The 23222-nt window shown below is 35.8% G+C and carries 14 protein-coding genes and 1 tRNA gene; 13 read left to right on the forward strand and 2 right to left on the reverse strand.

Annotated elements, in window-relative coordinates:
- The first annotated feature begins 264 nt into the window (after positions 1–264).
- The 8 genes from QMO11_RS14480 (at position 265) to QMO11_RS14515 (ending at position 12953) form a co-directional block, all read left to right on the forward strand.
- The gene (locus QMO11_RS14480) at positions 265–1386 is read left to right on the forward strand and encodes an aldose epimerase family protein (RefSeq protein WP_282037944.1); all 1122 of its coding nucleotides are present in this window, start codon (positions 265–267) and stop codon (positions 1384–1386) included.
- 42 nt (positions 1387–1428) lie between these two features.
- Positions 1429–2136, forward strand: a complete 708-nt coding sequence (locus QMO11_RS14485) for an HAD family hydrolase (protein WP_282037945.1) — start codon at positions 1429–1431, stop codon at positions 2134–2136.
- 440 nt (positions 2137–2576) lie between these two features.
- The gene (locus QMO11_RS14490; RefSeq protein ID WP_282037946.1) at positions 2577–3554 is read left to right on the forward strand and encodes a FecR family protein; all 978 of its coding nucleotides are present in this window, start codon (positions 2577–2579) and stop codon (positions 3552–3554) included.
- Positions 3555–3690: 136 nt separating this feature from the next.
- Positions 3691–7077, forward strand: a complete 3387-nt coding sequence (locus tag QMO11_RS14495) for a TonB-dependent receptor (RefSeq protein WP_282037947.1) — start codon at positions 3691–3693, stop codon at positions 7075–7077.
- 11 nt (positions 7078–7088) lie between these two features.
- Positions 7089–8888 (forward strand): RagB/SusD family nutrient uptake outer membrane protein, encoded by a 1800-nt coding sequence (locus QMO11_RS14500; RefSeq protein ID WP_282037948.1) that lies wholly within the window; start codon positions 7089–7091, stop codon positions 8886–8888.
- 35 nt (positions 8889–8923) lie between these two features.
- A complete protein-coding gene (locus tag QMO11_RS14505; RefSeq protein WP_282037949.1) occupies positions 8924–9409 on the forward strand; it encodes a DUF5018-related domain-containing protein in 486 nt (161 codons plus the stop codon).
- 1000 nt (positions 9410–10409) lie between these two features.
- A complete protein-coding gene (locus QMO11_RS14510) occupies positions 10410–11864 on the forward strand; it encodes a twin-arginine translocation signal domain-containing protein (protein ID WP_282037950.1) in 1455 nt (484 codons plus the stop codon).
- A 564-nt stretch (positions 11865–12428) separates the two neighbouring features.
- The gene (locus QMO11_RS14515) at positions 12429–12953 is read left to right on the forward strand and encodes a hypothetical protein (RefSeq protein WP_282037951.1); all 525 of its coding nucleotides are present in this window, start codon (positions 12429–12431) and stop codon (positions 12951–12953) included.
- Positions 12954–13267: 314 nt separating this feature from the next.
- Here the strand turns inward: QMO11_RS14515 and QMO11_RS14520 are convergent, their stop codons facing one another.
- Positions 13268–14020, reverse strand: a complete 753-nt coding sequence (locus QMO11_RS14520; RefSeq protein WP_282037952.1) for a DUF6261 family protein — start codon at positions 14018–14020, stop codon at positions 13268–13270.
- A 1534-nt stretch (positions 14021–15554) separates the two neighbouring features.
- Entirely contained in the window at positions 15555–18107 is a 2553-nt protein-coding gene (locus QMO11_RS14525) for a T9SS type A sorting domain-containing protein (protein ID WP_282037953.1), read from the reverse strand.
- 465 nt (positions 18108–18572) lie between these two features.
- On the opposite strand from QMO11_RS14525, the gene QMO11_RS14530 reads away from it, so the two are divergent.
- From QMO11_RS14530 to QMO11_RS14550, 5 genes are all read left to right on the forward strand, one after another.
- Positions 18573–19094 (forward strand): GNAT family N-acetyltransferase, encoded by a 522-nt coding sequence (locus tag QMO11_RS14530; RefSeq protein ID WP_282037954.1) that lies wholly within the window; start codon positions 18573–18575, stop codon positions 19092–19094.
- A gap of 158 nt (positions 19095–19252) precedes the next feature.
- A complete protein-coding gene (locus tag QMO11_RS14535) occupies positions 19253–20152 on the forward strand; it encodes a hypothetical protein (protein ID WP_282037955.1) in 900 nt (299 codons plus the stop codon).
- 180 nt (positions 20153–20332) lie between these two features.
- Positions 20333–21085, forward strand: a complete 753-nt coding sequence (locus QMO11_RS14540) for a Bax inhibitor-1/YccA family protein (protein WP_282037956.1) — start codon at positions 20333–20335, stop codon at positions 21083–21085.
- A gap of 109 nt (positions 21086–21194) precedes the next feature.
- Complete coding sequence (locus tag QMO11_RS14545; RefSeq protein ID WP_282037957.1) at positions 21195–22700, forward strand: alkaline phosphatase D family protein; 1506 nt, start codon at positions 21195–21197, stop codon at positions 22698–22700.
- Positions 22701–22991: 291 nt separating this feature from the next.
- Positions 22992–23076: transfer RNA gene (locus QMO11_RS14550), tRNA-Ser, on the forward strand.
- Positions 23077–23222: the final 146 nt, after the last annotated feature.

Raw genomic sequence — 23222 nt, forward strand, 5'->3', positions numbered from 1 at the left:
CTTACGATATTAAAACCAACAGCTTACAGAAAGGTTTGCAAACATAATACTATTTTATTTTTTCACAACATATTCGCTAATAATTATGTTAGGTTTTATCACAGAAAAAAAATCAGTAATATTGCTATTTGGTTTTTAACAGTAAACAACACCTTATCTAATTGAATGAATGGTATAGGGTTGCTTATCCATATAAAAATGATATTTGAGATTGTGTTATTTGTTTTTCCATTAATTATAATTGATCATAAAATAAGTATTAGAATGAAAACAATTTTACTATTAGCTGCGCTTATTGCCTTATTAGGATGTGAAAATGATAGCTATAAGATTCTTAGAGAGGCTGATTTTAAAACAGAACTAGATGGAAAAAGTATAGAACTATTCACTCTTAAAAACTCTAAAGGCAGCACCATACAGCTTACTAATTTTGGAGCACGTATTGTTTCAATTTGGATGCCCGATAAGAATGGTAAGTTTGATGATGTAAATACTGGCTTTGCAACAGGTGGTGCTTATTTAGAGGCAAATGGCCCTTATTATGGAAATACAGTAGGGCGTTATGCCAATAGAATTGCCAAAGGTCAGTTTATACTAGATTCTGTACAATACCAATTACCCATAAATAACGGTGTGAATAGCATACATGGTGGGAGTGAAGGTTTATTTAAGAAAGTTTGGGATGTTGCTAAAGTAAGCACCACTGAAGTGGTATTTTCATATTTATCGGTTGATGGTGAACAAGGTTACCCCGGAAATTTGCAGCTTTATGTATCATTCAGTCTAAGTGACGATAATGAATTAATAATAGCTTATAAAGCAAGTACCGATAAAGCTACGCCAATTAACTTATCCAATCATGCCTTCTTTAACCTAGGAGGTGAGGCTAGCGGAACCATACTTGATCATCACTTGTATATTAATGCCGATTATTATACTCCACTCGATAGTACACAGATACCTACAGGAGAATTGGATAATGTTGAAGGTACACCTTACAATTTTAAATCATCATTGCCTCTTGGTGCTCGCATAAACGATGATTTTGAACAGTTGAAACTGGGTAATGGTTATGATATAAACTTTGTGCTAAATAAAGATGAGGAATTATTATCGCACGCTGCAACTTTGCACGATCCTACTTCAGGCAGAGTAATGGATGTTTATACAACAGAACCAGGCATTCAGCTATATACTGGTAATTTTATGAATGGTTCAGATATAGGTAAGTTTGGCAAGCCGCTTAATAAGAGAGAGGGAGTTTGTTTAGAAACACAGCATTATGCTGATAGTCCTAATCAGCCTCAGTTTCCTAATACGATTTTGCAACCAGGCGAAAACTTTAATTCAAAAACTATTTACAGATTTAGTGTAGCTAAGCATTAATATTGTGCTTATGCTTTTCTTAATATGAAGCTATTTAAATAAATGAAAAAGCAATATAAAGTTATAGGTTTTGATGCTGACGATACCTTGTGGATTAACGAAACTTACTTTCGTGAGATAGAGGCAGATTTTGCCAAGTTAATGGCAGAATATCTACCCGATGAGCAAGCAATAAACCGTTTATTTGAAATAGAAATTGCCAACCTAAATTTATACGGCTATGGCATTAAGGGTTTTATGCTTTCTATGATTGAAACAGCACATAAAATAAGTAATGGAAAGCTAAAAGGCGTTCACCTTGAAAAGATGCTAACCTTGGGTAAGGAGTTCTTAGATAAACCCGTTGAGTTATTGCCTAATGTTGAGCAAGTTTTACAGAAACTAAGTGCTAATGGATATAAGTTAATAGTTGCTACCAAAGGTGATTTACTCGATCAGGAACGTAAGTTAATGCGTTCAGGACTCGAAAAATATTTTCATCATGTTGAAGTGATGAGCGATAAAAAGAAAGCCAACTACAATAAATTGCTGGCGCACTTAGACATTGAGGCCAATGAATTTTTAATGATTGGGAATTCTCTAAAATCGGATATAATACCACCCTTAGAATTAGGCTGTGACGCCATTCATATTCCTTTTCATACAACATGGATTCATGAGCATGTTGAAGACTTGGGTGGTTTAAGTAATAAGTATACTGAGTTAGAAACTATCACTGATCTTTTTACGTATTTAGGTATATCGGGTTAATTAAAGGGAAATTCTTTTGTTCGACTTATATAAGTTGCTAAACTTGTTTACTTAAAGTTTTGTGAGTTTTGCACCAGTTTCCTTATCGAGCCAAAATATAAAATGGCCAATTAATTATCTCTAAAATGCTTATTATACCAATCATTTGATGATGTTTTTGGTATTAGACCTAGATATTGAACCAATTACATTATTTATTTCAAGCACATTCTATCCTCTTACTTAAGCCTTGCATGTACATTTCAATAAAAAAAAAGATATGTATTGCTTAAGGGAGTATGCCTAATACTTTTTCATTTATAAAAAATATTAGTTATAAGTAGTTGTTTAGGTGCATCTTATGTGATTGTTGTAATGTAAAATTAACATTTATTGCTTTTTTTTATAGGGTGTTCACATACTTGCGTGTTTAGTATAGGTAACCACAAAAGGAAAGTGAATTGAACGATTATTTTAAAATATTATCCCGCAAGGCAAATCATGAAGAGCGTAAGGCGTTTTTTACTGAATTGCAAAATAATGAAGAGGCCAAAGAAGAGTTTATTGATGCACAAGCATTATGGACTTTAAGCAACATTCAAACAAAGCATACTAGTAAAAAGCATAAGCAAGAAGCATTTAATAAATTCTGGTCTGCTACACATGGCACCAGAAAACTTAATTTACAAGTCTTTGTAAAATATGCTGCAGTTTTTGTTTTGGCCATTGGTATTAGTATTCTCTTTCAATATTCCATTGGGCTTTTTAATAAGGCACCTAATTATACTTATCAATCTCAAAAAGGCGGTGTAACAGAATTTACTTTGGCTGATGGCACTAGTATTTGGTTAAACTCCGATTCTAAAATAGAAGTATATGAAAGCAACAAAGAAGTAACAGCCAATCTCGATGGTGAAGCTTTTTTTAATGTAATACACAATCCTGATAGAGCATTTATAGTGAATGCTGGAGGTGTCACTATCGAAGATTTGGGTACTCAGTTTAACGTATCTGCTTATGGCCTGAATAGTTTGGTTAAAACTACATTGCTTGAAGGAAGTATTGATTTATTTGATGTGAATGGACAAGCTATGCAAGCCATTGTACCCGGACAAATTGCTTTTTACCACAAAGCGAAAAACAAAATGTGGATTAAAGAGGCAGACATTGATGCCGTTACTGCATGGAAGGAGGGCAAGTTTGCTTTCATAGATAAGACTTTGGGTACTATTTGTAGAGAGTTAGAAAAGTGGTACGATGTAGATATACATATTGCCGATAAAGCTTTGGCAAAAACCAAATATAGCTGTATGCTAAAACGACCAACCACAGTAAAACAAGTACTAGAAATATTTAAGAAAACATCAAATATTAATTTTAAAATAGAAACTACGGCAGAAGGAAAAGAAGAAGTAATTATTATGGCTATAGGTAATTAATATCACTTGGAGGTGATTGAAATTTAAGCCTGTTTTAAACAAAAAGTGCACCGTTGGAGCGGCGCACTTTGTAAAGAAAAATTTTTGAATCCGGTGGCAGCCGGAGTCTATTGTTTAACGTTTACATCACAAATTTATGAAACAAAACTTACACGGCAAGGGTATGTTGCAACTCTTGTCTAAAAAAACTATTCGTGTTATGAAACTATCCTTGTTTCTGATGATGACATTTACTGTAATGGCTTCAGCAAGTTCTTACAGTCAGAATGCTCGACTCAATATCGATGTTGAGGATGCGTCTATTATTCAGGTATTCAGAGAAATTGAAAATTCTAGTGATTTTGGTTTCTTTTTTAAAACCGACGATTTAAATACCAACAAGCGCCATACCATTAAAATGAAGGACGCCACTGTTGATGAAGTGCTTAATAAGGCATTGGAGGGAGAGCAGGTGAATTACCGTATCGAAGACAAAAATGTTTTAATTTTTAGCCAAAACATCCAGGAAGAAACTAAAACCATTACTGGTAAAGTTATAGATGAAACAGGGATGACGGTTCCTGGGGCCGCTGTTGCAATTAAAGGCAGTACTAGTGGTACCATTACTAATATGGATGGTGTTTATACCTTATCCAACGTAAAGTCATCTGATGTATTGGTATTTTCTTTTGTTGGAATGGCAACACAAGAAGCGGCCGTGGGTAATCAGACTACCATGAATATCACCTTAAAAAGTGATGCCATTGGGTTAGATGAGGTTGTTGCCATTGGTTATGGTACTACTACTAAGCGTAAAGCGGTAGGTGCTATTTCAACCATGAAAGCTGAGCAGTTAGAAAATACACCATTCATGAATGCAGGTGAGTCCCTACAAGGACAAGTGCCCGGTTTAGTAGTGCAAAACAATGGAGGTGGACCAGGTAGTACGCCTTCAATCTCCATACGTGGTGGCGGTAAGCCATTATATGTTATTGATGGAGTAATTACCGAGGAGCAAGATTTTAATGCCATCAACTCTGATGATATCGAAAGTATCTCTTTCTTAAAAGATGCATCGGCAACAGCCGTATTCGGATCTCGTGCAGGTAACGGTATTGTTTTGGTAACTACCAAAAGAGGTGAAGAAGGAAAAATCAACGTAAATTATTCGTACAACCACCAATGGAGCGAGCCAACCATATTACCTGATATGATGAATTCGTATAAGTATGCCATGTTGCAAAACCAAGCAGCTTATTACGATGGCGATGGTGCCAATGCGGTTTATACCGAGGAAGAATTGGATATTATTAAAAATCATAAAGATTTAGATACTTATCCTGATAATAATTGGCCAGAAATGACGCTTAAGAATTTTGCACCTCAGCAACGCCATAATTTATCTTTAACAGGAGGCGACAAAAGAACCAATTACTTCGTTTCCTTAGGATACATTGATCAAGGAGGTATTTTAAAAGAGGATGTGGTAAACTACGATCGTTTTAATGTGCGTAGTAACATGACTACCAACTTTGATGAAATTGGCTTAGAGGTTGGTGTAAATATTAACGCCAGCATCGAAAACTACGAAGAGCCATCGGCCGGAATGTATTCTATTTGGCGTGCTATAAATCAGAATACCAACCCAATGTATAGGGCTTATAACCTTGATGGAACGCTTGCTGGTGGAGGTAATGGCGATCATCCTTTAGCCATTATTAGTCCTGAGTCTGGTTACAACAGAACGCGCGATAAATTCATAAATGTTCAGGCATTTGCCAATTGGTCTTTACCGTGGGTTAAAGGTTTAAAAGTTGGCGTTATGGGTAATTATAGAGATGGTGATGGCTGGGAGAAAAAATGGTCAGTAAACACACCATTATATATGCCTGATGGATCATTAATGGTACAACCTCCGCCCGAGTTGGCACAAAGTGCTTATTACAAAAAGCGTATGTATGTTGAGTCTAGCGTAAACTACTCGCGCACTTTTGGTAAGCATGGTATCGAAGGAACTTTTGTTTACAACCAAACCACCAGTGGTGGCGAAACAATGGAAGCTTCACGAAGAAATTACTTATCGAGCGCCGTTGATCAGCTATTCGCAGGTCCTTTAGATGGACGAGATAATACAGGTAATGAAACTGAAGGAGCCAATGCGGGTTATGTAATTAGAGCTAAATACGATTATAACTACAAGTATATTGCTGAGTTCAGTGGACGTTACGATGGGAACGATAATTTTGCCGAAGACCAACGATGGGGCTTTTTCCCGGCAGCTTCTGTAGCTTGGAATATTTCAGAAGAAGGTTGGATGGATAACCTAGATGATAAGAATATCATCAACTCTTTAAAGTTACGTGCGTCGTATGGTGTAACAGGAGTAACCGAAGGGGTAAATCGTTTTGGGTACATTCCGGTTTATAACCTAGAATCAAGTGCTTATAATATCGATAACACATTAGTTAACGGCTACTCTGAAGGTAATTTGGTGAATCCTGCTGAACTAACTTGGTACGAAAGAACATCGTTAAACTATGGTTTAGATTTTTCAACATTGGGTAATAAGTTAAGTGGTACTGCCGAATATTTTTATTACCGAACCACAGGTTTCTTGCAAAGTCCTAAAAACGTGTATACCCAACCTCTAGGTAAAGAGTTGCCACAAATTAAGTCGAATTCAGCACAGCGTAGAGCAGGGTTTGAATTATCCTTACGATACAAAGGAAATGCCGGCGCTTTTAAGTATGAGGTAGGTGTTAATTATGCTTATTTTAATCAGTTATGGGAGCAAAAAGATGATGAGGATGAGGCTACCGCAATGAATCCTTATTTAACTGAGGTTAACAGAACCGATTATTGGGGCGACGAGGCCGTATATCAAACCAATGGTTTAACGCAAACGTCGGATGACATTTTAAACAATCCTCGTTTACTAGGATCTACGTCAACACAAGGTGGTGATATGATTTACGAAGACACCAATGGCGATGGTAAAATTGATGAGCAAGATAAACGATTAATTGGCTCACCAAGTATGCCACGTTCTAATTATGGTATCGACTTTAATTTAGGGTATAAAGGGTGGTTTATGAACGGATTATTCCAAGGTGCTGGCGATAGATACGTAGCCTTTGATAATTTTATGATTGTTGAAGCCAAGCGTCGTACTTACGAATATCAGTTAGATTATTGGACTCCAGATAACCCAAATGCATTATTCCCTCGTGTTTCGCAAACCAATAATCCCAATGGAGGAAATAATACCGTTGGCGAGAACCCATCCGATTTTTATTTAAAGAATGCGAAATACTTCCGTCTTAAAAATCTGCAAATCGGATACGATCTTAAAAAAACAGTATTAACTAATGTAAATTGGTTGGCTTCATGCCGAGTATTTGTAAATGGTACCAACTTGCTTACTTGGTCTCCTGTTAAAGAGTATTTCGATCCGGAGCAAAGTTTGTCTGAAAACACAGGAACACAAAGTTACGGTTATCCCGTGCAACGCACTTACTCAGTTGGTATTAATGTAGGATTCTAAAACAAAGAGAAATGAAGAAAATACTTTTAAATATAATGATTGTTGCCATCGGGATTTTTACATTCTCATGTAGCGATGATTTATTAAACACAAAGCCTCTGGATAAATACACAGAGGATGATATATGGAATGACGCTAACTTAGCACAAGGTTTTGTATATAATATTTATCAATCGGTTATTCCTGAACTGTTGGTAAACACTTCTGATCCTGATGAAAAAATGGCGGGTGTTGGTAACGAGGATTTTTCAGATAATGTATTAACTCAAAAGGCACATAATGTAGCATTGGATAATATCGATAAGTTTTACGATGCCGGATGGGCAACCAATAATTCATACTATTGGTATGGAGGAGCACCCTTATCCTTAAAAAATCCAATTAAAGAAAACTCATTCGAAGTAATACGCGATTGTAACTTAGTGATTGAAAACGTGGCAGCCTCTGAGGGGATTGAAGCCGTAAGTAAGCCTAAGTTAATTGCTCAGGGTAAAATGTTACGCGCCCTAATATACTACACCAAGGCACGTATGTTTGGTAAGTATGTTATAGTTGATAGAGTTTTAACCGAGGAAGACGATTTAAAAATGTCTCGCTCAGCTACCATTAAAGAAACCTACGATTTTATTATAAAGGACCTTCAGGAAGCTGCACCCGACCTACCCATTGCCGCCGAAGCTGCTAAGGGAGAATTAACACAGGGAGCTGCCTATGCGATGCTTGCCGAAATTGCCTTACAAGGAGCTGCTTATGTTGAAAGTGGTAAAGAGGAGTATATTGATATATCAAAAGCGGCAAGTGAGAGTTTGTTTGCCTTAAGCTATGCATTGGATGCGGATTATGCAGGCATCTTTAACAATTATGAGGTAGCTCAAAATTCATCAGAATTAATACTAACGCGTTTTCGTCATATTGATGCTACCTATTGTGTTTTAACGCCTATGCAAGGATTAGTACCTAACATGGAAGTGGCTAAAACAACCGGGGAACCTAAATTAAAAGAATCCTTTTTAGGATGGACAAAATGTTGGCCTACGCACGATTTAGTTGAAGATTACTTAGTAGTTGATGCGGATGGAATGGCAAAAAAATGGAACGAAACTTCGTATTATCAAAATTGGGAAACCAATGGAGGATTCCTTTCTGAAGCCATTTATAATGTGCCACGCGATGCTCGTTTTGAGGCTTCAGTTGTTCGTGATTCTACCCAATTGTTTTCCAATACAATTACAATGCGTTTAGAGGGTAATATGCACCCAAGCTCAAGTCAAAAGGGAACCAACTTATCTACTCGTACCGGATATTTTGTTCGCAAAGGGATTTATGATGTTGAAGGATTCAAGGCGAAAGTTTATACCGATTACCATCAAAATATTGCCCGTTTAGGACGGTCGTACCTAAATTATGCTGAAGCGATGTTGTTGAAAAAGGATTTTCCTAAAGCAGTAGAATATATTAATAAAACGCGTGTAGAGCATGGTAAACTACCTCCATTAGTATCAAGCGACGAAACTGAAATTTGGGAAGCTTATAAAAGAGAACGTAGGGTAGAGTTGTTTTTTGAGAACGACAGATATTGGTCTTTACTACGTTGGGGTAAATTCGAAGGTGAAAGCGTAATTTCAGAACTAAACGATAAAGAGTATAAGTTCTTTGAGATTAACGAAGATGGTACTAACTACGAAATTAAACCGGTGTTTATTAATGCCAACGTACATAAAAAACGATTCTCTGAGCGCCGTTATTTATTCCCTGTGCCCGAAGGTGAGCGTATATTAAATGATAAATACGATCAGAATCCTCTTTGGTAATAATTGATAGTTACAAACAATAAAATTTAATGCAAATGAAAACTTTAAAATATATAAGTGCCGCACTCTTGCTTATTCTATTTTCATCATGCCTAAAAATGGGACTGGATGATATAGCGTATTTTGATGAGGCAGATATAACCGCCTTTAATTTTGAGTATAGATGGATGGGCGATAACAATGGTAACGACCGTTTGTTTGTTCAGAAACTGAATACAGCCTATACAATTGATACCATTGCGTATACAATTAGTTGCGATATTACCGTGCCCGATGCCTCGGATACAGGCGATGAGCCTACAGATGATTTCCCAACTGAAATTAGGGATATGGTAAGCTTAGAAGAACTTGTGGGCTATGCCGATTTATCAACAGCTGCTAAAATTGCTCCCATTGGTTCAGCTCCTAATTTGGGTAGCATGCAAAATTTTTCGGGTAACGATATGCAGTACAAAGTTACCGCTGCCGATGATAAAACTATAAAGGAATGGACTTTAATAATTACTTCTTTTACTAAGTAAGAATTGTAAGAGTGAATCGCCTTGAGATTCCTTCGTTCCTACCAATGACAGAAAATTATATTTACCTGTTTAATAGTGCTTTATGAAATTATCATTAACATCTATTAACAAGTGGCTTGATCCCTGTCATCAACTCATTATGGCTAATTTTTATTGGTTGGCGGCTCGGAATGACGAAACGCTTAGGGTGATTGCTAAGGGAATATTGGCTGCGTTATTGCGTCATCTTGATTAGTTATAAGTGTTAAGTTATAAATGATAAACGCTTTGCTTCTCGTTTATCATTTAACATTTATCACTTATAATTAGTAGCCGCCTCGTCTTTGCGACGCAGGAAGCAATCTCAAGGTGCCAAGTAAATTGTAAATCTAAAATAAGGTAAGAATAGTTACCCTTAATTGATATGGCCCTCCTGATTTTTATATTGGGAGGGCTTTTTGATTCAATAAACTTGATTATTACGCTAGAGTACAAATTGAAAACTCACAGCTTATCAGTAATGAATAATTAGGGCAATTTTTATTTCAAATATGATTGCATTAAGAATGTTCCCTTGAGATTCCTTCGTTCCTACCAATGACAGAAAATTATATTTACCTGTTTAATAGTGCTTTATGAAATTATCATTAACATCTATTAACAAGTGGCTTGATCCCTGTCATCAACTCATTATGGCTAATTTTTATTGGTTGGCGGCTCGGAATGACGAGGCGCTTAGGGCGATTACTAAGAGAATATTCGATACGTTATTGCGTCATCTTGATTAGTTATAAGTGTTAAGTTATAAATGATAAACGTTTTGCTTCTCGTTTATCATTTAACATTTATCACTTATAATTAGTAGCCGCCTCGTCATTGCGACGCAGGAAGCAATCTCAAGGCAAGATGCATTATGAATTAGCCTTAAGATCGCGTCGTTCCTCGCGATGACGCAATAACGTGGAATGACGAGACGCTTAGGGCTGAACAGTAAATCAAATGAACGACAAAACTTTACAATATGAGCAACAGACGAAATTTTTTAAAAACAGCAGGCCTTGGTCTTGCAGCGGGTGCGGTAGCATGTACCACAGCACCAAAATCAAAAATAGAGCAATCAGAAGATGGTTATGCTTCGGGATCTACAGTAAAGGGAACGCGTAAAATAGAAACGGTACGCATAAAAGTTAAAGCCCCTTTATTGGTGCCCTACAATAGCCAGAGTACCCCAGAAGAAAAGGGCACAGGTTATAATTTCTTTCGTAGCGAGGCCTTTAATCACAATCCGTTTACCATTAATTGCGGGGGTATATCGGGTTCACCCATTATAATGGATGCCGATGGCAAGTTTGTGGGGTTTATGACAAGTTATGCCTATCAGAATTCTACCTTTAGTTTTGATGGTGTTGAAACACTAAGCATACAAGTGCCAGAAGGGCAGGAGCTTTATATTGATGAGAGCGGTAAAGGTGATGAAGCTTGGAAAGATTACAATACCAAAATGATGACACGCCTTAACTTTCAGCCCTATAAAAGCAACCCTAAGTTTTGGGGCGATGTGGAATATTGCACTTGGGTGGAGCAAAAGCAGCAATCGAAAGTACGTAAGGGGCATTTTAAATTATTAACGCACGAGTTTGTTAAAGATTACTTGGATAAGATTATAGCCTATGGTTATCCCAAGGGGAAGATGACCCTAGACCATGGTTGGGGTCTGTTTCCGGATGGGACTATAGAATCGGGTTTTGGATCGTGGGTGCCTGATAAAAAGACTTTTCCCGACTTTCAGAAAACCATGGACATGATCAATAACAAAGGTTTTACACCGGGTTTGTGGATTGCTTTCCCAAAAATACACCATGCCAGTACCTATGCACAGCGTTATCCTGATATGCTGGGCGATTGGCGTTCAACCAAACCATCATCGCCCAAAGCAGAGCGTTGGTTAAATCCGCAAGCCGATATTTTTGAGTATGCCTCAGAGGTGATTCATCGTTATTATAAAATGGGGGTGATGAAGTTTAAAATTGATATGTCGTACAATACCAAAGCCGATATGTTACCCATACATAAAGAACTCTATAGGGCAGCCAAGTGCATTGATAAAAATATAGAAATGGAGTTTCATGTGCCTGATATTTTCTTTACCAAGCATGCCGATGTAATTCGTACCAACGATATTTGGATTAACGATAAATACGATTGGCAATCGCGCACCAAAATGCACTACGAGGTATCCTTAAAATCATCGCCTGGCAGAGGTATTAATCTCGATCATATTGGGGGTAACGATACTGCTGGTATTACCGAGGCCATGTGGTTAGAGCATATGGCCATGTATAAAAATAAAAAAGGTTATCCTTTGGTTTCGTTGCTGCCGCACCATGTGAGTCAGAAATGTGTGGATGCCACAGGCGAATACCTATGGGATTACGATAAAAACGGACGCGATATATTGTCTGATTTCTATATGTAGGATTGTTTTTAGCCCATAGGCTGAAGTGAGAAGGCATTAAGGGGCTGTATAAAACTACAGTTTTGCGCAAATAACGCTTAGTATACTCTGCTACTGTTGAGCCTTTGCGTTATTTGCGTTTTTTCTTTGCGAATATCTGAGTGAGATGTACTTTTTTTTAAGGCGCAATAAAAACTAACCGAAAGCTAAATACTAGCTACAACACTATACCTCAATGCTAAGGGGCACTACTATTTAAAAACCTCCTGAAACAATAAAGTTTTATACCCAAAAGCGAGCTTATTTAATTTGAGTACAAATAGAGTTGAAAAAACAAAATAGATTAGAATTTTTGCTAGTTTCAGGGGCTAAAATAAACACCACTTATAAGCTAATATTAACACCATAGGTGAGTATATATTACATACGGTAGTATGATATACGAATATATGGTGAATATATAAGCTAGTTAGTGTGTATTATAAAAACCGGCAATCGAATATGAAATTTATTTTAAGTCTACTATTTGTGTGTTTTAATATGCATTCATTTTCCCAGTACAGGGAATTCAAAGACAATGGTCTAATGGATTGGCAAGTGCCTATCGCAAATAAGCCAAATAAAGACATCCAAGATTATTATTTATTACTGCCAAGTAAACTCTTTGATTGTGAGCGCATAAAAGAAATAAATCAGGAAGAACGGAACAGTCGAATCATTTTAAAAGACCTTAAAAATGGGTATGTTGATTATAAAGGGTCATTTGATTTTTCAATCGCATTGTTTAAGGACAGATTAAATGAAAGAGATTTGATTGCTGTTTCAAGTAATTCCTCAGGGCGAGGTACATCTTGTGGTGGACTTAATATGATTATTGAATACAATAAAGACTCTGCTAAATGGTATTATAGGAATGATTTGTTACCTAATAGGAAAGAGATTAAACCATATTACGATAAATTTTATAAAGACCCGATAGATGCTCTTTCATACCCTGTTGTACCTAGACATGGATTAATAATTGAATATAGAGATGAATCTCAAGATGGAATTATTTATCAAGTTAAATGGTCTGGTCAGAAATTTGAATTAATAAATAACACACACTAACAATGCATAATAAAACATAAGTGGCTCAGTGCTTTACGTAACTTATGTGCATTTTATAAGCCCCGCCAAAGCTTTTGCTTTGGCTAGTAAAAAGATTAAATTTATAACCAAAACAAAAGCTTTGGCTAAGTGCAAACAAGATAGTTAAGTGTTTTTAAATCACTTACGTTTCATATGCCAACGTTGCTTCTATCATATCAATACGCATAATACACTTTAATCCAACAAAAAAGGGTGATTCAACAATCACCCTTTTACATTTTCATCAATCAAATAATACCAAATGTAATATTTGATGATGTTTTTGGTATAAGCTAAGCATCAACTTCAGTGTCTGCTTTTCGGGTAGCCTTAGTTTTTAGGTAAGCGCTTTGTGTATTAATAAAAACATTGGCCTCGGTAAGGCATTGGAGGCAAGCAGCATCATCGTTTAAGTTAGCCATGCCTTCAAGTATATCGAGCCACATTACCAGTTGCTTTTGTAGGTAGCGTCGTATTTCTCTTACCTTGGGCGTTTGTTTGTTGGTATTATTCCCCCTGGTTTGGTTAAAATCTTTGTAGCGCTTAATTGAGGCTATTAGTTTATCCAAATCTGCTGTTAAGGCAAGCGTTTCAAAGTGCGGTTTATTTTCATCGCGAGTCCATACCGCCATAACCCTATCCAGTTCTTCGGTTTGGCTATCCAAAGCCAATGAATCTAAATTAATATTAAAACTACTGAATACCGTTAGTAGGCTCTTTGCTGCCGTGCTAATGGCTTCATCACGGCTAATGGCATTGGCCTGCAGCATGGTTCGTATGTATACAAAATCAGCATCGCGGGCACTGTCCACTTCACTTCTGTCAAGCTCTATTTTCTCATTGCTCAATATCTGATCTAAAATAGCAAGGTTGTTGTTAATGGGGTTTAAACTGATGTGGGCCACATGCTCTGGTGGCAAATTTACTGTGTTTACCACGTTGGTGGTGTTTTTAATCAGACTAATAAATCTATCATTCGGTAGTGCATTTAAACTTATAGATTCTCGGTATATATAACCACTTGTTGTATTTGCTTGTGTAATCATATTGTATTTATTTATAATATGCTTTGCCCACCTTGGGCAAGCCGTATTTTGTTTCAAATACGCTTTGCCCACTTTGGGCAAGCTGTATTTTGTTTCAAATATGCTTTGCCCACCTTGGGCAAGCTGTATTTTGTTTCAAATATGCTTTGCCCACTTTGGGCAAGCCGTATTTTGTTTCAAATATGCTATGCCCACTTTGGGCAAGCTGTATTTTGTTTCAAATATGCTATGCCCACTTTGGGCAAGCTGTATTTTGTTTCAAATATGCTATGCCCACTTTGGGCAAGCAGCACTAGCTACTAAATTATTTTAGTTGTAGTATCAATGTTGTCCTAAATAATATTATGTATTGGGTTTTCAACCCAAACCTGCCTACCGGCAGGTAGGCCCGACTTACTTTTCTTTCCTTGATGAAAGAAAGTAAGCAAAGAAAATCAAGGCTGCTTTCCAAATAGGTTCTTATTTATCTAAAGCTTAAGTGCGTTTGGGCGATTTTCGAGCAAAGCTCTCAACTTCCCAAACTTACTATAGCTTCAGCTAAAACGAAACCTATTTGTAAAGAGGCCAGCCTACGAGACGCTTAAATACATACCCATAAAAAATTAATTTTGACAACATTTTAATAAACAGTAATAAGTGTGCAATTTCTTAAAACATTTAGGACGCTATTGTTGTAGTATTAAAGTTTTCGTACAGAAAACTGAGGATGAAGGGTGGGGGCGAATTGGTATTTTTACTGAAGCCCCTTGGTGGGTCGCTCGCTGGTTATGCCTTTTGTTCTGTTGTAAATATAAGCCAATAATACATATCGGGTTAATGGTAAATGGAAGGTGGCTAGCATGTTAAAGATTTTATTTGGCTTGTTTTTAAATTCTATACCGAAGATAATTAAGAGATGATATATCTCATAAAAAATATGCTATGTATTGATGTGTGTGGTATTTTGTGTGACAAAAGGGGTGAAACAGAGGATAAAGTGAATGTTAGGTATGGGTAATTGTGAGGCGGGTTTTGGGTATTACAAGGGTGTACAAAAAACATTACATTTCTCGCAAAGTTGGTAAAGTAATAAAATCGCAAATAACGCAAAGGTTTGAATTGTGATATTGGTATAAGCCGCTATACTCTGCGTTATTTGCGAAATACTTGGGGTTCTTAACGTGAAACTAAATTTTTGGACACCCTCTTTTAAATAATTGGTTACTATTCAGTATAAAGTATAAAGACAAAAGTATAAAGATTATCAAATACTTAAAGTTTTTATTGTTGTTATAAAAAGGATACTATTTTGCTACAATTTCATTAATAGTACTATTTTTTTTAACGTTCTTAAAAAAAAGAAAAGTTGTAACATCCTAAGTCTTTTGTCTTTATACTTTTGTCTTACTACTGAATAGTTACAATAATTGTTTGGTAATGGTAAGTCTTGCTTGAGGAATGATGTTTTATCAACTATTTACTTGTAGCGCTTTATTAAAGCAACTACTGACTTCATCCCTCAAACTATCGACCTATTATAAATTATACATGTGCTCTAGTTGTTTTTTATAAACTTGCTTTTTAATACATAATCGTTAGTCAGAACACGAATAAGGTAAACGCCATTCTCTAAGGATGAAATATCAGCAGTTAATCTACCTTCTCCTGAAATTTGTGGTTCAAAAGTATGAACTATACCGGCTACACCAATAACTTCAACGGCTTTAACATCCGCAAAGCCATTGGTAAATTCAATTGAAATATTTTTATTAGCAGGATTTGGGTATACTTTAATGGCATTGTTATGGATATTCCCAACCGAAGAATCTTGATCGTATACCATTACGTTTAATGCATCTGTTACTGCTGTGTATTCTCCATCCTCCGGGCTTAGAGTAGCTACAATTTTATAGGTGCTCCCTAATTCTAAACCAGCATCTAAAGTTAATTTGCGAATTTCACCAAACTGACCAAACCTTACATTATTGGTTGTTTCTGCTAAAACTACATCGTTTTTATCTAGTAATTCTAACTGTACAGTTCCATTAGCGGTAGATGTATAGGTATAATTTACATTGATGCTTAAGTCTTCTGGTGTAATACGTTTTGCCATGTCGCCAATGCTAACAGAAGGAACATATTCTCCATCAATGGCTAAATAATCGGTTCCTGGTGTCCAGGCAAAACCTTGTGGTATCCAATCGGCACCTGCCACCCAATATTCCGAACCATGTTCGTAGGCACCTAAATCCGGGGCATCACCATTATACCCATCAGTAATACCACTTATTTCTTGTCCGGCATCAATTAAAGGAGAGTTATCTGTTGGCATAAAGTTTTTACTCTTCATAGAAATGAATGGCATTGCTTCAAATTGCTCATTACTTGCCCATTCATTATCCGCTTCGGGGCCGCTCCATTCTTTTTCATCTACTCTAAAATCGCCAGCACCTGAATGCCACCAAGGGCGTACATCCGAAAAGTTATTATATAAGGTATTGTCTCGCACATTGGTTCTCACGCCATTTCTTTCGGGAACCCAACTATCTATAACCGATTGTCCTTCTGCTCCCACAGCCCAAAAGGTATTATTGTAAATTTCATTTTCTAGGGCATCCCAGTTAAAGTGCAATCCGCCCCACTCAACATCCCAAACCACATTATGGTGTACTATGAAACCTGCAGCATCATTATCAAGGTAAATACCCGTTGCTTTATAACCGGCATGTTCATCATCCGAATAGGCATCGTTAAACCAGTTGTGGTGCAACTCTATGTTTTTAGGTACGCTATTTCCTGTAACATAAAATAAGCCACCATCAGCACCCGAGATCAAACATTTTTGTACATGATTATAAGCAAACTCACTATCTTCACCTGTAACTCTAGAGCCATCGCGTGCCGAACCATACATCGAATTCTTTAATATTTTATTTCTAAGTCCGTGACTACGAACAAGGCAGGCGTGTAAACCAACTGTGTTAAAATATTGCACAATACAATTTTCAACTCTATTATCATCCGATTGTCCATCTAAAATGATACCGTCTGTGGTACCGTTTTCAAGTACACATTTCTCAATTACATTAAAGTCGCCTCCGTTCACAAAAATGGCAGGATTACTTCTGGTGGCAGAACCATTATTAGTAATTAAACGATTGGAAGCGTGTTTTACCATGCATTGCGTAAACTGGTTATAATCGCCTCTTATTCGTACCGTTCCTCCAAAGAAGTTCAGATGATCTACCTCAATATAGTTTCTGTCTAACTCGGCTGAGTAGCCACGAACTACGTACTCTACCTTATCATCCTCGGGCTTATTACCATCAGGAGCATAAAAATATAGGGTAGTAGTACTTCCATCGTAATACCACTCACGTGGATAATCCAAGGCTTCTAGCTTGTCCATTAGGTAAAAAATACCACGGTGACCGTTCTCGTATCGTGGTGGACTATGCGTACCAAAGGGCCATTTGGTAGGCAATTCTTCAAAATGAATTTGATGCGAAGAACTTTCGTAATTGGTAATGGAGCGTTGCCAGCTACAACCACTGTGAGCCCCTAAATAGTGTATGGTACCTCCAGTCCAATCGAAATCAGGAATTTCATTGTTACTGATATACGACATTGAAAATGTTCCTTCGCTGGTATTAATAAACTTTGCATCTAACGAATATTCATCGTTATCCTCGTTGTTTGGCCAACGTGCCAATTGCATTTTCTCATAATCTAGATAGATGTTATTATTTAAGCCTTGATTCATGGAAACATTGGCTTTGTAAATATTTCCGCTATGCAATTGCCATGTGCCTATTGTGTTAGTGGCAGAGATAATAACAATATCGTCTTCAAAAGAAGTAAAGCGTATAGGATTTGCTGCTGTTCCTGAATTAGCAGGCTTTAAAGTCTCCCTATAGGTTCCTTTATGAATATAACAAACATCGCCAGCCACCATAATATCAGCCGCTTGCTTTATGGTTTGAAATGGATTGCCTTCGGTTCCATCTCCCGAAGAAGAATTGCTTTGATTAACATGGTATTCTGTGGCAAAAGCCGTAGCACCAGATAATAAAAAGATGATTAAACTTAAGTGGTAAAGTAATTTCATTATTAGATTTTTAGATTTAATAAATAGCTGCATTTATACACGGGCTAAATGCGAATTAGCTTAAGCTAACTCAGGGGCCAAAATGGTATATTATAAGCATTTATTAGAGCGAGTAAATCAATAATTTAAGGTGTTAAATTTGTAAATGCACATTAGTAAATGATTATGAGCCCTTATGGGATGGAGATCTCGCATCAGGGATACCCAATCTCGCTAACGAGATTCACCCTTTACGATATACAGGCACATCAATTTTACTATTGCTAGTGTATGCTCATTCCTAAATTAACATATGTAGCTGAACATAAAATAAAATTATCTATTTTTACCATCTAATTAGATATTCTTACTGATACGTATATACTGAACATACGATAGTTTGTATGGTGAGGGGGTGAGGATGTAAATGAGTTGTGCGTCAGTGAAGAATCCACCTACTTAAATACTAATTATTGACTGAGATTGATGAAGATAGAAATACGAAAAGCAAAATTAAGCGATATTAATAATTTAGCAGTATTGAAACAACAAGTTTGGATTTCAACATATGCTACTGAAGGGTTATTAGATGAATTTTCAAGATATGTTTTGTCAGAATATTCAGTTGGAAACGTAAAACAGTCTATTCAAAACACTGATTCAATGACATTATTAGCCAATTATAAAAATTGTCTAGTTGGTTGTGTGGAAATAATATTATTACCACAAAGACCTATTAAGGAAATTGAGCCTTGTATTGAAATTTCTACTTTTTATATACTTGAAGAATTTCAAAATAAAGGGATTGGAAAGAAATTACTTGCAGAATGTTTAAAATCAATTAAAGGAATGAATTTTGACAAAATTTGGCTGACTGTATATTATAAAAATCAAAAAGCAATAGAATTCTATTCAAGACAGAAATTTAGTCTTATTGGAGAAACTGATTTTGTTTTAGGCAACGACAAGCACAAGAATTATATTATGCTTAAACAGATTGAAAAATAAACACCGAACGCACAATAATGTAAAAATTTCATAGCCAAGAAAGTAGAAAAGTTAAGGTTTATGGCCTGCTCCAGCTTTCGTGTAGTTTGACAGGAAAGTGGCACGAAATCGGCTACGATATTTATACGCACCGTTATGCTTTATTATAATCTAGACATATGAAAAACACATTTTTAATTATTTTAGTTCTTGTACTTGCTTCTTGCAAAATGAACAAGGAAAATACAAAGGTTGTTTCTGAACAAACACCAACTGACAATTTGGAACTCATTGAAATTTATCAGAATGACCAAGCAGATAGACAAACTGATAATATTGACTGGAGTGTTGTTTCCAAAAATGATAGTTTAAGAGAAGTTCGTATTTATCAACTATTAGATTCTAACAAAGTTAAAACCTCTAAAGATTATCACAATGCTGCAATGATTTTCCAACACGGAGGGGATTCTACTGCATATGGAATGGCTGTTAAACTAATGCGTAAATCTATCGAATTAGATTCAACAGCAAATAAATGGCTTTTAGCTGCTGCAATTGACAGATATTTATTAAGCAAAGATGAACCACAGATTTATGGAACTCAATATCAGAAATTTGGTAAAGATGAACCTTGGCAAATTGGAAAAATGGACACAACGAAAATTTCTGATGCAGAACGAATTGAATATGGAGTAGCAACTTTAGCAGAACAAAGAGAGAAAGTTAAGTGGATGAATAAGAAAAAATTGTCTGAACTTTTGACTCAAGGAAAATCTACTGACGAAATAATAAAAATTATTAAATCCGAAAATAAAAAAGATTCCGAATTTGACATTTCTGAAAGTGGAATTAATAGTTTAGGTTACAAGGTATTGGGAGAAGGAAAAAAAGAAGAGGCTTTAAAAATATTTAAACTTAATATTGAACTTTACCCAAATGGATTTAATACTTGGGATAGCTATGGCGAGTGTCTTTTAATATTAGGAAAAAAAGAAGAAGGAATTAAAGCATATAAAAAATCATTAGAGCTCAATCCGAAAAACAAAAATGCGGAAACAATAATTACTGAAAATAAATAACAAAGCATAACAATGAAAAAGAAATAGGTGAGATAGTTGTGAATTTAAGGGGTATAACCCGCTTCAACTTCTCTACGGTTTGAAAGGTTTGAAGTCCTCAATTGCTTGCTTTGTATATACTTACCTTTGGTGTTAATTAAGCTAAATCATAAACATTTAAAATATAATTTTAAGAAATCTATGGCATTTTATAAATCGAAGAATCCTGCATTAAGTAATGAAATATTCATTAATGCAGCCAAAGAGAATATTACTTCAGAATCAATGACTATTGAAGGGACTGTTAATAAAACAGCAATTTTAGGTTTAATTGTTTTCATAAGTGCATTTTTCACATGGAACCTTTACACCGTTAATCAAGATTTTATGATTATAAAACCCTATGTTTTGGGAGGTTCAATATTAGGTTTTATAGTTGCTGTTATTATCATCTATAAAAAGCATACTGTTACTTATTTAGCACCAGTTTATTGTATCTTACAAGGACTTTCATTAGGAGGGATATCTGCATATATGGAAAGTATCTTCCCTGGAATTGTTGTTCAGGCATTAGGGTTGACCTTTGGAATTTTGTTTAGTCTATTATTAATATATAAACTTGGATTAATAAAGGCTACAGAAAACTTTAAACTTATAATTGCATCCGCTACAGCGGGAATCGCTGTTTTCTATCTCATTTCTATGATTGGTCGGTTCTTTGGATTAGAGATGTCTTTTTTACATGAAAGTTCAGGGATAGGAATAGGTTTTTCTGTTTTTGTAGTAATTATAGCTTCGTTAAACTTAGTTATGGACTTTGATTTTATTGAAAATGGAGCAGAATCTAATGCTCCTAAGTACATGGAATGGTATGGTGCTTTTGGTTTAATGGTTACATTAATTTGGTTATACCTCGAAATTTTAAGACTACTTAGTAAATTAAGAAGTAAATAACTACCGCCAATAACTAGGAGCATAGGATATGAGAATAGGCTTGGAGGTGTAGCTCATTATTTAAGGACACACTTGTATAAATATTTATTTTTAATAGGAAACATAACAAATGAGATTCAATAAACTATTTTACCTATTCGCTTTTATTACCATTACTAATTTAAGTAATAACTGTTTCTGTCAAACTACTGACACCATATTTCCTCAATATTCAATTACTTTGAAAGAAGCGCATATTGGAAGTCTTGAAATTGATACCATGCTTCTTAATAGCTACGGGAATGTGCCTTCAAATATTAAAGAGTTTTACATTGAAAGTAGAAGCATATTTAAAGCAGCTAATGTTGATTTTACAAATAATTCTATTGTGAAAGCTGCATTAAATAATGATGTTCGATTACTGGGAGGCCCTTTGTTAGGCGATTTAACATCAGAGGGCGTAAGAATATGGCTTCGCCCTGCAAGTATACAAGAGCTTACCATAAAAGTTAAGGAAGAAGGTTGCAAGAAAGAACATTTCTTTACTGTAAACCCTGATGTTTCAGGCAAACAGCAAAGTGTTGTGGTCAAAGGCCTATCCTCTAATACCAAATATAATTATCAAATTGTATCTAATGATGCTTTACTTAGCGAAGGTTCTTTTACCACTGCTCCAAAAAATAGAACAAAAAAACAGGTACGCATAGCATTTGGTTCTTGCTTTCATAAAATAGGACTCCATAATCCAAACCTGATTAATACAATTCTTGAAAGAAGTCCGCATGCTATGATGCTTTTAGGTGATATTGCAGTTGATGACAGAGAAAATAACTTTAGTATGCACAGGTCTGATTATTTACTGCGAGATGTCTCTCCAGCATGGAAGAAACTTTCAGCAAATATTCCGCTGTATACAAGTTGGGACGACCATGATTACCTTAATAACGACCTGAGTGGAGTTCCTAAGAGGTTTACAAACAAGGAGCGTGATGTACTTAGAAAAGTATGGGAAGAAAATTGGAACAATCCACAAAATCAATTAGAAGGAATTTATTTCAATACCAGAATAGGTGACGTAGAAATAATTATGCTCGATACAAGGTCGTGCCGTACAGTTAATAAAAGAGGGGAGTATGGCTCATATCTCGAAGCAGAACAACTAGATTGGCTGAAAAACGTTTTGGAAAATTCAACAGCTTCATATAAGATTATTTCAAGTGGAACCATGTGGAGCGATTATATAACAAATGGGAAAGATTCTTGGGGAACTTGGGATATATTAGCTAGAGAAGAAATCTTTAACTTTATAGAAAAAGAAAATATTTCAGGGGTCCTGTTAATTAGTGGTGACCGACATGGTGCACGGGGCTTTATAATTCCTAGAGATTCAGGTTTTAAGTTTTATGAATTTGAAGCCGCTTCATTAGGAGGAGTTCCTGGGCCAAATGCATGGGCAAAGGACACAAAGAATCAACTATTTGGTTATAAAGGTGCAGGTTTAAAAGCTTTTGGTGAACTAACATTTAATGCTGAAAAACAAAATTCAAGTGTAACATTTAGGTTAATAAACGAATATGGAGAAATAATGGAGGAACATACATTGACCTATGAAGAGTTAAGCCCAAAAGGACAATAATGGAGATTTACAAAAGTTCCATAGAAATAAATCAAAGCATACAGTGACTATTTTTACCTTAATAACAAAGTCACTATTTAAGCAATCTCTTAAAAAATACGCTCGCCATTTATTTAGGCCCTAAAATACTTGTTTTATCCATTGTATTGAGGGAAAATGGTTTAAATAAAGGGCCTAAAAAAAGGTGTAAATTACCCATAAATTTGTTTTGGTAATTCAAAACAATACTCTATACTTGCACCCGTTATCACAAGCGGATAGCATGCAGAAACACTGTTTCTGTATAAGTAAGGAGAGTTGGCAGAGTGGTCGAATGCGGTAGTCTTGAAAACTATTGTGCGGCAACGTACCGGGGGTTCGAATCCCTCACTCTCCGCTGAAAAGGTTCTATAAGTAATACTTATAGAACCTTTTTTTTGTCTTTTTTAGAATGCACTAACCCCATACTTAGTTGAAGTTTTGTGCGGTATAAATAATACCTCTAGGGTTAGGAGTAATTCTTAACAGAGATAGATTTTTCTA

Source organism: Saccharicrinis aurantiacus, from assembly GCF_947489045.1.
GTDB classification, from domain to species: Bacteria; Bacteroidota; Bacteroidia; order Bacteroidales; family Marinilabiliaceae; genus Saccharicrinis; species Saccharicrinis aurantiacus.